2 protein-coding genes and 1 pseudogene are annotated in these 15,062 nt (G+C 71.0%); 2 read left to right on the top strand and 1 reads right to left on the bottom strand.

The annotated features are described in order from the left end of the window. Positions 1-15: 15 nt before the first annotated feature. Positions 16-474, bottom strand: a complete 459-nt coding sequence (locus WS89_RS22610; RefSeq protein WP_059793628.1) for a (2Fe-2S)-binding protein — start codon at positions 472-474, stop codon at positions 16-18. Positions 475-1,209: 735 nt separating this feature from the next. Between WS89_RS22610 and WS89_RS22605 the strand changes: the two genes are divergently transcribed. Next, positions 1,210-13,926, top strand: coding sequence for an autotransporter-associated beta strand repeat-containing protein (locus tag WS89_RS22605; protein WP_059793626.1), 12,717 nt, complete (start codon positions 1,210-1,212; stop codon positions 13,924-13,926). Between the two features lie 297 nt (positions 13,927-14,223). Then, positions 14,224-15,062: pseudogene (locus WS89_RS33950) on the top strand (beta strand repeat-containing protein); the annotation flags it as partial.

Genomic DNA, 15,062 nt, shown 5'->3' with positions numbered 1-15,062 from the left:
AGTCTCCGGGCAGGCTCAGGCAAGCGCGTGAGCCGCATCGTGAATCGCGGCGCGGATGCGCTGGTAGGTCGCGCAACGGCACAGGTTGCCGGCCATCGCGCGATCGATGTCGGCATCGGTCGGCGCCTTGCTGCTGCGCAGCAGGCCGGCCGCACTCATCATCTGGCCGCTCTGGCAGTAGCCGCATTGCGCGACGTCGTGCCGGATCCATGCGTCGAGGACGGCCTTGCCGACCGCATCGTCGGCGAGATGTTCGGACGTCGTGATGCGCGCGCTGCCGACCGCCGACAGCGCCAGCGTGCAGCTTCGGGCCGGCCGGCCGTCGACGTGAACGGTGCAGGCGCCGCAGTCGCCGGTGCCGCATCCGAACTTGGTGCCGGTCAGCCCGAGGTTGTCGCGCAGCACCCAGAGCACCGGTGTCGACGGATCGGCGTCGATCTCGGCCGGCCGGTTGTTGATGTTCAACGTCACCATCGTGAAGTTCTCCCTTGGACACCTCGTTGTCGTCCGCGAAACAGGAAAGCAATGCGGCGGATCTGAACCAATTAAAGCAGATTTGCTAAAAAGTCTGCACCGGGGAATTCCAGTTTTTTGCCTTTCTTAATGATTTCCCTGGTTTATTTAAAGAGAATCGTTTTCATCTCGCGCGCCGATGAATTAATGCAAATGAAAGAATATTGAGTTTTGCCAAAAAAATACCCGTTTGATGGAAAACGTTTGCTGCTCGGGCCTATATTTGACTCGCGATCACGCCGGGAGACAGGCGGATCGGGCGGCAGGCACTGACGAACCGGTATGCGGGGCAACAGGCGCGCGGTTATCCGACGGGAGCGGGCAGCGTTTGATTGTGGGGCGGGAAGCCCCGTACGGGCAGGAGTTCGGCATGGATGCGTTGTTGGCCTGTATGGACGGACGTTCGATGAGCTGTGCTCGTCGAAGCAACATTTCCAGGGTCGTGAAAACAACTGTTATTAATTAGCGGAAAATTTACCGGGTGACGAAGGGGGTTAAAAGTAAAATATGCCGATTCAATAATTCTCGTCGATTCGTTCTTGTTTGTTTTTAATCCATTCAACCAATTCGGATTGGTGAAGGGGCGGTGTTTTTCCAAAAAACATCGAATAACGCATTCCGGTATTTATCCCCGGCATTTTGAATGCGCCGAATGAATGCCCGGTGTCGTCGATTCTCTTATGGGAAGGTGTGATTATGCGTATGCGCATGGGCTCGAACAAAAAGCGCGCGGAAGCACGTCCGAAACTCCTCGTCCCGACCGGCATGCTGGTCGCGCTGGTCGGCGCCGGGATCGTCCCCGCCGACGCCCTGGCTGCCTGCACCGGAACGACGACCGTCAGTTGTACCGGAGCCAGCACGTCCTATTCGAACGGCACGAACAATCTGAACCTGACCGTCCAGTCCGGCGCGACCATTTCCGTGGTGCCGTTGTTCGGCGGCACCGCGCTGTCGCTGACGGGCAGCGGCGTCACGCTGACCAACAACGGCAGGATCGACCCCGCGTTGTCCGGGCTGAGCGTCGTGTCGAACGGCACGGTGGTCGGCAATAGCGGGTCGGCGAGCACCGTCAACGTCACGAACACCAGCACGGGCGTGATGATGGGATCGACGAGCTCGCTGGTCAACGGGCCGGCTTTGACGGTCAACAACGGCATCGGCGGCACGACGAACATCACGAACGCCGGCATGATCGGTACGACCGGCCTGCTCGGCTTCGGCGCGGGGCCGACCGCGCAGGTCGTGACCACGTCGGGCGGCGCGCAGACCAACTTCACCAACGCGAGCGGCGGCACGATCAACGGGTCGGTGGCGCTCGCGCCCAGCGGCACGCCGGGCGCAGGGAACACGTTCACGAACGCCGGCACCGTCACGGGCAACGTGTCGCTGGGTGCGGCCCTCGGCACGTCGAACACGTTCAACGCGCTGACCGGATCGTCGGTCGGGCTCGGCGTCGACGCCGGGCTGGGCGGCAACAACACGCTCAACCTGCAGCTGAACACGGCCGCCGGCGGCGCGACGAACGGCGCCATCGCGGTCGATACGTACGGCAATTTCAACAACCTCGCCGTGCAGGGCGGCACGTGGGACATCACCGGCGCATCGACCGCGACGAACGCGTCGCTGACCGGCGGCACCGCGATCGTCCACGGCGCCGGCGCGCTGGGCACAGGCACGATCATCGGCGGTGGCGGCACGCTCGAGGCCGGCGCGGCCGGCGTGAACCTGCTCAACAACGTGACGCTGACGGGCGGCCTGACGGTGGACGGCGCGAACGGGCTCGGGTTGTCGGGTGCGATCGGCGGCGCCGGTGCGCTGAACGTGAGCGGCACCGGCACGCTGGCGCTGAACGGCGCCAATTCATTCACGGGCGGAACGAATCTGACGGGCGGCGGCGGGCTCCTCGTCGGCACCGCGACGGCGCTCGGCGGCGGCGCGCTGAACGTGACGGGCACGGGCGGCACGCTCGGCACGAGCGTCGGCGGCACGGTGCTCGGCAACGCGGTGAACATCGACACCGGCGTCACCCTGGGTCTGAACGGCTCGGCCAATCTCGGGCTGGGCGGCGTGATCGCCGGCAACGGCGGGCTGGCGCAAACCGGCTCGGGCACGACCACGCTGCTCGGCCTGAACACGTTTACGGGCGGCACGACGTTGAGCGGCGGCGGGCTCGTCGCCGGCACGGGCGCGGCACTCGGGACGGGGGCGCTGCACGTGAGCGGCACGGGCGGCTCGCTGGCGACGAACGTGGGCGGCACGCTGCTCGGCAATGCGGTGAATCTCGATGCAGGGGCCACGCTGGGCCTGAACGGCGCGGCCGACCTGAGCCTGGGCGGTGCGATCGGCGGAAGCGGCAGCCTGGCGCAATCCGGTGCCGGCACGACGACGCTGCTCGGCGCGAACACGTTCTCGGGCGGCACGGCGTTGAGCGGCGGCGGGCTGATCGCCGGCAACGGCGCGGCGCTCGGCACGGGGGCGCTGAACGTATCCGGCACGGGCGGCACGCTCGCGACGAACGTCGGCGGCACCGTGCTCGGCAATGCGGTCAACCTGGGCGCGGGCGCCACGCTGGGCCTGAACGGCGCGGCCGACCTGAGCCTGGGCGGGGCGATCGGCGGGAGCGGCAGCCTCGCGCAATCCGGTGCCGGCACGACGACGCTGCTCGGCGCGAACACGTTCTCGGGCGGCACCACGCTGAGCGGCGGCGGGCTGATCGCCGGCAACGGCGCGGCGCTCGGCACGGGGGCGCTGAACGTATCCGGCACGGGCGGCACGCTCGCGACGAACGTCGGCGGCACGCTGCTCGGCAATGCGGTCAACCTGGGCGCGGGCGCCACGCTCGGCCTGAACGGCGCGGCCGATCTCGGCCTGAGCGGCGCGATCTCGGGCGCGGGCGGCCTGGCGCTCGGCGGCACCGGCGCCACGACGCTGTCCGGTGCGAACACGTTCACGGGCGGCGCGAGCCTGACGGGCGGCGGCAGCCTGATCGTCGGCGGCAACTCGGCGCTCGGCGTGGGCGGCGCGTTGAACGTGAGCGGTCTCGGCGGTTCGCTGAGCGCCGATCTGGCCGCCGGCGCGGCGCTCGCGAACGGCATCAACCTGAACGGCGCATCGCTGACGCTGAACGGCGCGAACGACCTCGGCCTGAGCGGCGCGATCGGCGGTACCGGCGGTCTCGTGCTGAGCGGCACGGGGACGACGACGCTGTCCGGCGCGAACACCTTCGGCGGCGGCACGACGCTGAGCGCCGGCACGCTGCTCGCCGGCAGCAATACGGCGCTGGGCAGCGGCGCGCTGAACGTCGCCGGCACGGGCGGCGCGCTCGGCGCGAGCGTGAGCGGCACGACGCTGGGCAATGCGGTGAACCTCGGCGCGGGCGCGACGCTCTCGTTGACCGGCGCGAACGATCTCGGCCTGAACGGCGTGATCGCCGGTACCGGCGGTCTCGCGCAAATCGGTTCGGGCATCACGACGCTGACCGGCGCGAACACGTTCACCGGCGGCACGACGCTCGCCGGCGGCGGAATCCTCGCCGGCAACGCCGCCGCGCTGGGCACGGGGGCGCTGAACGTGACCGGCGCGGGCGGCTCGCTCGGCACGACCGTCGGCGGCACGGTGCTCGGCAATGCGATCCAGCTCGGCGCGGGCGCGGCACTGACGGTTGGCGGTGCGAACGATCTCGGGCTGGGCGGGATCATTTCCGGCGCGGGCGGCCTGACCGTGAGCGGCCCGGGCACGACGACGCTCACCGCGGCCGAGACGTTTACCGGCGGCACCACGATCGGCAGCGGCACGCTCGCGATCGGCGCGGGCGGCAGCCTCGCCGCATCGAGCCCCGTCAACCTGACGGGCGCCGGCGCGCAGTTCAACATCGCCGGTGCGACCACGCCGCAGTCGATCGGCACGCTGTCGGGTGTCGCGGGTTCGACGATCGATCTCGGTTCGAACAACCTGACGCTGGCAGGCAGCGGCAGCGGCGTCTTCGCCGGCAACATCGGCGGTGCGGGCGGGCTGACGCTGTCCGGCACCGGCTCGCAGGCGCTGACCGGCAACAACACGTACGCGGGCGGCACGGCGCTGACGGGCGGCAGCCTGATCGTCGGCAGCGGCGCGGCGCTCGGCGTCGGCGCGCTCGACGTCAACGGCTCGGCGTCGCTCGGCGCAAGCGTGCCGGGCGTGACGCTCGGCAACGCGGTCAATCTCGGTACCGGCGTCACGCTGGGGCTGAACGGCGCGAACGATCTCGGCCTGAGCGGCACGATCGCCGGCAGCGGCAGCCTCGCGCAAACCGGTACCGGCACGACGACGCTGCTCGGCGCGAACACGTTCTCGGGCGGCACGACGTTGAGCGGCGGCGGACTGATCGCCGGCAACGGCGCGGCGCTCGGCACCGGTGCGCTGAATGTCAGCGGTGCGGGCGGCACGCTCGCGACGAACGTCGCCGGCACCGTGCTCGGCAACGCAGTGAACCTGGGCGCGGGCGCGACGCTCGGCCTGAACGGCGCGGCCGATCTGAGCCTCGGCGGCGTGATTGCCGGCGACGGCAGTCTTGCGCAAACCGGCACCGGCACGACGACGCTGCTCGGTGCGAACACGTTCACGGGCGGCACGACGCTGAGCGGCGGCGGCCTGATCGCGGGCAACGGCAGCGCACTCGGCACCGGCGCGCTGAACGTGACGGGCACGGGCGGCTCGCTCGGCACGAGCGTCGGCGGCACGGTACTCGGCAATGCGGTGAACCTGGGTGCGGGCGCGACGCTGACGGTCGGCGGCGCGAACAACCTGGGCCTGGGCGGCGCGATTTCGGGCGGCGGCAACCTCGCGGTGAACGGCCCGTCGATCACGACGCTCACGGGGGCGGGCAGCTACACCGGCAACACGACGATCGGCAACGGCAGCACGCTCGCGGTGGGCGCGGGCGGCAGCCTGTCCGGCGGCAGTTTGTTCGACCTGGCCGGCGCGGGCGCGACGCTCGACCTGAGCGCGGCCACGTCGCCGCAGGCGACGGGCGGGTTGGCCGGCGTCGCGGGCGCGACGGTGAACCTCGGCGGCAACACGCTGACGCTCGGCGGAGCCGGCAACAACACCTTCGGCGGCACGATCGGCGGCGCTGGCGGGCTGACGCTGTCCGGCACCGGGACCGAGACGCTGACCGGCGCGAACACGTACACGGGCGGCACGACGATCAACAGCGGCACGCTGGCGATCGGCGCGGGCGGCAGCCTGTCGGCGGGCGGCGCCGTGAATCTGGGCGGGGCCGGCGCGACGTTCGACCTCAGCGGCGCGACGACGCCGCAGACGACCGGCACGCTGTCGGGCGTGGCCGGTTCGACGGTGAACCTGGGCGGCAACAACCTGACGTTGGGCGGGACGGGCAGCGGCACGTATGACGGCACGATCGGCGGCACGGGCGGTAGCCTGACACTGGGCGGCACGGGCACCGAAACGTTGAACGGCACGAACACGTACACGGGCGGCACGAGCCTGACCGGCGGCGGCACGCTGATCGCGGGCAACGGCTCGGCGCTCGGCACCGGCGCATTGAACACGAGCGGCGCGGGCGGCACGCTGGCCGCGAGCGTCGCGGGGACGACGCTCGCCAACGCGGTGAACCTCGGCACGGGTTCGGCGCTGACGCTCGGCGGCACGAACGACCTCGGCCTGGCCGGGATCGTGTCGGGCGGCGGCAGTCTCGCGCAAACCGGCAGCGGCACGACGACGCTGTCCGGCGCGAACACCTACACGGGCGGCACGACGCTGAGCGCCGGCGGCCTGTCGGTCGGCAGCAACACGGCGCTCGGCACGGGCGCACTCGGCGTCACCGGCAGCGGCGGCACGCTCAGCGCGAGCACGGCGAACCTGCTGCTGGCGAACGCCGTCGATCTGGGCGCCGGTTCGACGCTGAATCTCGGCGGTGCGTTCGACTTCGGCCTGAACGGCATGATTTCCGGCGCGGGCGGCGTGGTGCAGTCCGGCTCGGGCACGACCACGCTCGGCGGCGCGAACACCTACAGCGGCGGGACGACGTTGAGCAGCGGCGGACTGAGCGTTGGCAGCAACACGGCGCTCGGTTCCGGCGCATTGAACGTGACCGGCAACGGCACGCTGAACGCGAGCGTGAGCGGCACGACGCTCGGCAACGCGGTCACGCTCGGCTCGGGCGCGACGCTCGGCCTGAACGGCGCGAACGATCTCGGCCTGAGCGGCACGATTTCCGGCAGCGGCGGCCTTGCGCAGACCGGCGCGGGCACCACGACGCTCACCGGCACGAACACGTACACGGGCGGCACCACGCTCGCCGGCGGCGGGCTCATTGCCGGCAACGGCAGCGCACTGGGTTCCGGCGCGCTGAACGTGGCGGGTGCGGGCGGCTCGCTCGGCACGAGCGTTGGCGGCACCACGCTCGGCAATGCGGTCAATCTCGGCGCAGGGTCGACGCTGACGGTTGGCGGTGCGAACGATCTCGGGCTGGGCGGCGGGATCTCGGGCAGCGGCGGTCTGTCGGTCAGCGGCCCGTCGACGACCACGCTCACGGGCGTGAACACCTATACCGGCAACACGACGATCGGCGGCGGCAGCACGCTGGCGGTCGGCGCGGGCGGCAGCCTGTCGTCGGGCAGCGCGCTCGATCTCGCCGGCACGGGCGCGACGCTCGACATCAGCGCGGCAACCACGCCGCAGACGAGCGGGATGCTGTCCGGCGTCGCGGGCACGAACGTGAACCTCGGCGGCAACACGTTGACGCTGGCCGGTACCGGCAACGGCAGCTATGCGGGGACGATCGGCGGCACCGGCGGGCTGACGATGGCCGGCACGGGGACGGAAACGCTGACCGGCACCAACACGTACACGGGGGCGACGACGATCAACAGCGGCACGCTGGCGATCGGCGCGGGCGGCAGCCTGTCCGCGAGCAGCCCGGTGAATCTCGCCGGCGCGGGCGCGACCTTCGACGTCAGCGGCGCGACCACGCCGCAGACGACGGGCACGCTCTCGGGCGTGGCAGGTTCGACGGTGAACCTCGGCGGCAACAACCTGACGCTCGGCGGGTCGGGCAGCGGCACGTACGACGGCACGATCGCGGGGGCCGGCGGCAGTCTCACGCTGTCGGGCACGGGCACCGAAACGCTCACCGGCAACAACACGTACACGGGCGGCACGAACCTGACGGGCGGCGGCACGTTGATCGCGGGTAGCGGCTCGGCGCTCGGCACGGGCGCGCTGAACACGAGCGGCGCAGGCGGCACGCTCGGCACGAGCGTCGCGGGCACGACGCTGACCAATGCGATCAACCTCGGTTCGGGCTCGACGCTGACGGTTGGCGGTGCGAACAATCTCGGCCTCGGCGGCGCGATCTCGGGCAGCGGGAACCTGGCGGTGACCGGCCCGTCGACGACGACGCTTACCGGCGCCGGCACGTACACCGGCAACACGACGATCGGCGGCGGCAGCACGCTCGCAGTCGGCGCGGGCGGCAGCCTGTCGTCGGGCAGTGCGATCGATCTGGCCGGTGCGGGCTCGACGCTGGACGTGAGCGCGGCCACGTCGCCGCAGACGACTGGCGTGTTGTCGGGCGCAGCGGGTTCGGCAGTGAACCTCGGCGGCAACACGCTGACGCTCGGCGGGTCGGGCAGCGGCACGTTCGGCGGCACGGTCGGCGGCACGGGCGGGTTGACGCTGTCGGGCACGGGCACGGAAACGCTGACCGGCGCGAACACGTACACGGGCGCGACGACGATCAACAGCGGCACGCTGGCGATCGGCGCGGGCGGCAGCCTGTCGGCGAGCAGCCCGGTGAACCTCGCCGGCGCGAGCGCAACGTTCGACGTCAGCGGCGCGACCACGCCGCAGACGACGGGCACGCTGTCGGGCGTGGCCGGTTCGACGGTGAACCTCGGCGGCAACAACCTGACGCTCGGCGGCACGGGCAACGGCACGTACGGCGGCACGATCGCCGGCGCGGGCGGCAGCCTGACGCTGTCGGGCACGGGTACCGAAACGCTGACCGGCAACAACACGTACACGGGCGGCACGACCCTGAGCGGCGGCGGCACGTTGATCGCGGGCAGCGGCTCGGCGCTCGGCACGGGCGCGCTGAACACGAGCGGCGCAGGCGGCACGCTGGCCGCGAGCACGCCGGGCACGACGCTCGGCAACGCGGTGAATCTCGGCAGCGGCTCGACGCTGACGGTCGGGGGTACGAACGATCTCGGCCTTGGCGGCGCGATCTCGGGCAGCGGCAACCTGGCGGTGACCGGCCCGTCGACGACGACGCTGTCGGGCGCGAACACCTACACCGGCAGCACGACGATCGGTGGCGGCAGCACGCTCGCGGTAGGCGCGGGCGGCAGCCTGTCGTCGGGCAGCGCGATCGACCTGTCCGGCACCGGCGCCACGCTCGACCTGAGCGCGGCCACGTCGCCGCAGACGAGCGGCGCGCTGTCCGGCGGCACGGGCACGAACGTCAACCTGGGCGGCAATACGCTCACGCTCGGCGGCGCGGGCAGCGGCACGTACGCGGGTGTGATCGGAGGCACGGGCGGGTTGACGCTGTCGGGCACCGGCACCGAAACGCTGACGGGCACCAACACGTACACCGGTGCGACGACGATCAACAGCGGCACGCTCGCGATCAGCGGCAACGGCAGCCTCTCGTCGAGCAGCCCGGTCAGCCTGACGGCGTCCGGCGCGACGCTCGACCTGAGCGGCGCGTCGTCGCCGCAATCGACGGGCGCGATTTCGGGCGTGGCGGGCTCGACCGTGAACCTGGGCAACAACAACCTGACGCTCGGCGGCTCGGCCAGCGGCACCTACGCGGGCAACATCGCCGGCACGGGCGGCGTGACGATGTCGGGCACCGGCACCGAAACGCTGACCGGCAGCAATACGTACACCGGCGCGACGACGATCAACAGCGGCACGCTGGCGATCGGCGCGGGCGGCAGCCTGTCGGGGACGACGCCGGTGAGCCTGACGGGTGCGGGCGCAACCTTCGACCTGAGCGGCGCGACCACGCCGCAGACGACGGGTACGCTGTCAGGCGTCGCCGGTTCGACGGTGAATCTCGGCGGCAACAACCTGACGCTCGGCGGCACGGGCAGCGGCACGTATGACGGCACGATTGCCGGTGCAGGCGGTAGCCTGACGCTGGGCGGCACGGGCACCGAAACGTTGAACGGCACGAACACGTACACGGGCGGCACGAGCCTGACCGGTGGCGGCACGTTGATCGCGGGCAACGGTTCGGCGCTGGGCACGGGCGCGCTGAACACCAGCGGCGCAGGCGGCACGCTCGGCACGAGCGTGGCCGGCACGACGCTCGGCAACGCGGTGAACCTCGGTGCAGGCTCGACGCTGACGGTCGGCGGCGCAAACAACCTGGGCCTCGGCGGTGCGATCTCGGGCAGCGGCAACCTCGCGGTGAGCGGCCCGTCGACGACGACGCTCACCGGCGCCAGCTCGTACACCGGCGGCACGACGATCGGCAACGGCAGCACGCTCGCAGTCGGCGCGGGCGGCAGCCTGTCGTCGGGCAGTGCGGTCGATCTGGCAGGCGCCGGGGCCACGCTCGATCTGAGCGCGGCCACCTCGCCGCAGTCGACGGGCGCGTTGTCGGGCGTATCGGGTTCGACGGTGAACCTCGGCGGCAACAACCTGACGCTCGGCGGGTCGGGCAGCGGCACGTATGACGGCACGATCGCGGGGGCCGGCGGCAGCCTGACGCTGGCGGGCACCGGTACCGAAACGCTCACCGGCAACAACACGTACACGGGCGGCACGACGTTGAGCGGCGGCGGCACGCTGCTCGCCGGCAACGGCTCGGCGCTCGGCACGGGCGCGCTGAACACCAGCGGCGCAGGCGGTACGCTCGGCACGAGCACGGCCGGCACGACGCTGACCAACGCGATCAACCTGGGTTCGGGCTCGACGCTGACGGTCGGCGGCGCGAACAACCTGGGCCTCGGCGGTGCGATCTCGGGCAGCGGCAACCTCGCGGTGAGCGGCCCGTCGACGACGACCCTCAGCGGCATCGGCACGTACACCGGCAACACGACGATCGGCGGCGGCAGCACGCTCGCAGTCGGTGCGGGCGGCAGCCTCTCGGCGGGCAGCGCGGTCGATCTGTCGGGTACAGGGGCCACGCTCGACCTGAGTGCCGCGACGACGCCGCAGACCACGGGCGCGCTGTCCGGCGCAGCGGGTTCGGCGGTGAACCTCGGTGGCAATACGCTGACGCTCGGCGGGTCGGGCAGCGGCACGTTCGGCGGTACGGTTGGCGGCACGGGCGGGTTGACGCTGTCGGGTACCGGTACGGAAACGCTGACGGGCACCAACACGTACACCGGCGCGACGACGATCAACAGCGGCACGCTGGCGATCGGCGCGGGCGGCAGCCTGTCCGGCAGCAGCCCGATCAATCTGGCCGGTGCGGGCGCAACGTTCGACGTGAGCGCGGCGACGACGCCGCAAACGACGAACGCGCTGTCGGGCGTCGCGGGTTCGACGGTGAACCTCGGCGGCAACAACCTGACGCTCGGCGGTACAGGCAGCAGCACGTACGGCGGCACGATCGCCGGCGCGGGCGGCAGCCTGACGCTGTCGGGCCTGGGCACCGAAACGCTGACCGGCAACAACACGTACACGGGCGGTACGAGCCTGACGGGCGGCGGCACGCTGGTCGCGGGCAGCAACACGGCGCTCGGCACCGGCGCGCTGAACACCGGCGGCGCAGGCGGCACGCTGGCCGCGGGCACGCCGGGTACGACGCTGACCAACGCGGTGAACCTCGGTACGGGCTCGACGCTGACGGTGGGCGGTGCGAACAGCCTCGGTCTGAGCGGCCCGATCTCCGGCAGCGGCACGCTCGCGCTCAGCGGCCCGGCGACGACGACGCTTTCCGGCGCCAACACGTACACCGGCGGCACCAGCGTCACGGGCGGCGGCACGCTGGTCGCCGGCACGCCGACCGCACTCGGCAGCGGCACGCTGAGTGTCGGCGGCAACGGCGGCACGCTCGGGACCAGCGTGCCCGGCACGACGCTCGGCAACGCCGTGAATCTCGGCACGGGTTCGACGCTGACGGTGGGCGGCGCCAACAACCTCGGCCTGAGCGGCCCGATCTCGGGCGGCGGCAATCTGGCGGTGAGCGGCCCGTCGACGACGACGCTGAGCGGCGCGAACTCGTACACGGGCGGCACGACGATCGGCAGCGGCAGCACGCTGGCGGTCGGCGGCAACGGCGGCCTGTCGGCCGGCAGCGCACTGACGCTGGCCGGCAACGGCGCGACGCTCGACGTCAGCGGCACGACGACGCCGCAGACGGCGAGCGCGCTGTCGGGCGCGGCGGGTTCGACCGTGAATCTCGGCGGCAACACGCTGACCGTGGCCGGCCCGACGGGCGGTTCGTTCGGCGGCACGATCGCGGGTACCGGCGGCTTCGCGGTGCAGGGCGGCGGCACGCAGACGCTGACCGGCGCCAACACGTACACCGGCGGCACGACGATCGGCAGCGGCAGCATGCTCGCGCTTGCCGGCGCAGGCAGCCTTGCGCCGACGAGCCCGGTGACTCTCGCCGGCAGCGGCGCGACGCTGGACCTCACGGGTTCGGCCGCACCGCAGTCGATCGGCACGCTGTCCGGCACGACGGGTTCGAACGTGAACCTCGGCGCGACGCCGCTGACGGTCAATACCGCCGGCACCAGCTCGTTCGCGGGCACGCTGTCGGGTACCGGCCCGCTGACGCTGGCCGGCACGGGTGCGCAGGTGCTGAGCGGGACCAACACGCTGTCCGGGCCGACCACCGTGGCGGGCGGCACGCTCGCGGTCACCGGTTCGCTGGCCAACTCGCCGGTGACCGTCGGCAACGGCGCGACCGTCACCGGGACGGGCACGATCGGCGGCCTGGTCGTGTCGGGCGGCGGTACCGCATCGGTCCTCCAGCTCGGGCAGCCGCTGAAGGTCGCGGGCAACGCGACCTTCCAGCCGGGCTCGACGCTGCAGGTCGGCGCCACGCCGCAACAGAGCGGCGGCCTCGACGTGACCGGCTCCGCCACGCTCAACGGCGGGTCGGTGCAGGTCGTCGCGGCGACCGGGCAATACCAGCCGGGCAAGCTCTACACGATCGTGAATGCCGGCGCGGGCGTGCAAGGGCAGTTCAGCGCGGTGAACTCGACGTATGCGTTCCTCACGCCGACGCTCACGTACAACCCGGCGCAGGTGCTGATGTCGCTGGCGCCGAACGGCACGCCGTTCTCGTCGGTTGCGACGACGCCCGACGGGCAAGCGGTGGCGGGTGCGGTCGGCACGCTCGGCGCCGGCAACCCGCTGTTCGATACGGTGCTGACGACGGATGCGCCGACCGCCAACCGTGCGTTCACGCAACTGGCCGGCGACCTGTATCCGAGCACGCGCAGCGTGCTGCTGTCGGATAGCCGCTACGTGCGCGACGCGGTGCTCGATCGTGCGCGGCTCGGTTCGCAGCCGGGCGGGGCGCTCTGCGGATGCGAGGCGCCGGTGTCGGCGGACGATCACTCGGCGGCGCTCGACCGGCGCATGGCCGCGGAGAACGGCTGCACGCCGGCCAAGTCGTTCAAGCCCGCGGTGTGGGGCCGGCTGTACGGTTCGCATAGCCGGTTCGACGGCGACGGCGTCGCTTCGATCGATCGCAACCTGTACGGCTTCGTCGTCGGTACGGATGCGGAAGTCAGCAGCCACTGGCGCGTCGGTATCGCGGGCGGCGCGTCGCGCAGCCAGCTCAATACCGACCAGAACGAGTCGGCGAAGGTCAACGGCGAGACGATCGCGCTGTACGCCAGCGGCCGATACAACGCGTGGAACGTGCGCGGTGGCGTGTCGCAGTCGTGGTACCGCGTGCATAGCGAGCGCAATCCGTCGTTCGGCAGCTTCTCCGATCACGACACCGCGAGCTACGACGCGAACGCGACGCAGGTGTTCACGGAGATCGGCTACTCGACGGCCATTCGCAACGTCGCGCTCGAGCCGTTCGTCGGGCTCGCGTTCGCGAGCCTGCACACCGGCGGCTTCAAGGAGAACGGCGGCGCGGCTGCCTTGCAGGGCGATTCCGACACGACGGGCCTCGGCTTCTCGACCCTCGGCGTGCGGGCCTCGACCGACGTCGCGGTCACGACGAAGGGCAAGGTCACGGCGTTCGGCACGGTCGGCTGGCGGCACGCGTTCGGCAATACGCAGCCGGCGTCGAAGCTGTCGTTCGCGAGCGGCGGTTCGCCGTTCAGCGTGGTCGGTGTGCCGGTCGCGCGTGACGCCGCGGTGCTCGAGGTCGGTGTCGACGCGGCCGTCACAAAGAACCTGTCGCTCGGGTTGTCCTACAGCGGCCAGATCGGCGGCAGCATCAGCGACCACGCGCTGTACGGCAATCTGTTGTGGAAGTTCTAAAGGGAGGCGGGGGCCGCTCGCGACGGAGGGTATCGTCGTGAGCGGTCAATCGTCGATCGAGGGTTGGATGATGGTCGGTTATCGGATTCGCATTGCATGAGTTTCGTGATGCGAATCAATTTTCATGAAGTGCGTCGCTTGATGTCTGGTGTCTCGTTGCATCGGCCTGTTTGAACCTGTTTCAACGCTTTGCCGTATCGGGCAGTCCGCGAACGATTCGCGCCGCCTTCGCGGCGGCGGGGTCCACGCGTTATCGCTCGAGCCGTTCCGCGGTTGTCCAACTGAAATGAGGTATTCATGAAAACGAAAACGAAAGCGAACGTGAAATTGACAGGCATCGCCTTGTCGGTCGCGGCTTTGTTCAGCCTGGCCGCCACGGCGTCCCAGGCGGGGGTACTGGCTTCCCCGCAGGGAAGTGTCAGCAAATCCGACGGCCTCATCGTCGCAGGCGGATCCCCCGCGCCCGGGGAACTCGTCGGCACCGTGACGGGATGGGGGAACGGGGTGGTGACAGTCGGCAGCCCGAATGCAGGCGGTATCTCGATCGGGCTGGCAGGGACGGGGACGGGAAGCGCGACCATCGATATCGGTAGCGGATTGCTCGAGCCGGTCGCAGGCGTGGCCGGTACGGTGACGGGGGCTTTGGGTGGCGTCGGCGGCGGTGGTGGCGGCGGGACCGGTGGTCTCGGTGGTGTGGTTGGAACGGTGACGGGTGCGCTGGGCGGCATCGGTGGTGGCGGAACTGGTGGTCTCGGTGGCGTCGTTGGAACGGTGGGCAACGCGGCAAGCGGCGCAGTCGGTACGGTGACGGGTGCGTTGGGTGGTGTCGGCGATCCGACTGGCGGGCTTGGTGGTGTGGTCGGTACGGTAACCGGTGCCCTGGGTGGCATCGGTGGCGGCGGGACCGGTGGTCTCGGCGGTGTTGTCGGCACGGTAGCGAACACGGCGACGGGTGCGGTCGGAACGTTGACTGGCGCGCTGGGTGGTGTCGGCGGTGGGACCGGTGGTCTCGGTGGCGTTGTCGGCACGGTGGGCAATGCGGCAAGCGGCGCTGTCGGTACGGTGACGGGTGCCTTGGGTGGAGTGGGCGATCCGACCGGCGGGCTTGGTGGTGTGGTCGGTACGGTAACCGGTGC

Source organism: Burkholderia sp. MSMB1072 (assembly GCF_001524725.1).
Taxonomy (GTDB): Bacteria; Pseudomonadota; Gammaproteobacteria; order Burkholderiales; family Burkholderiaceae; genus Burkholderia.
This window is presented reverse-complemented; position numbering and strand designations above follow the sequence as displayed.

Coding starts and splice junctions, on each gene's coding strand:
- WS89_RS22605 (WP_059793626.1), top strand. CDS start 1,210: ATGCGTATGCGCATGGGCTCGAACAAAAAGCGCGCGGAAGCACGTCCG.
- WS89_RS22610 (WP_059793628.1), bottom strand. CDS start 474: ATGGTGACGTTGAACATCAACAACCGGCCGGCCGAGATCGACGCCGAT.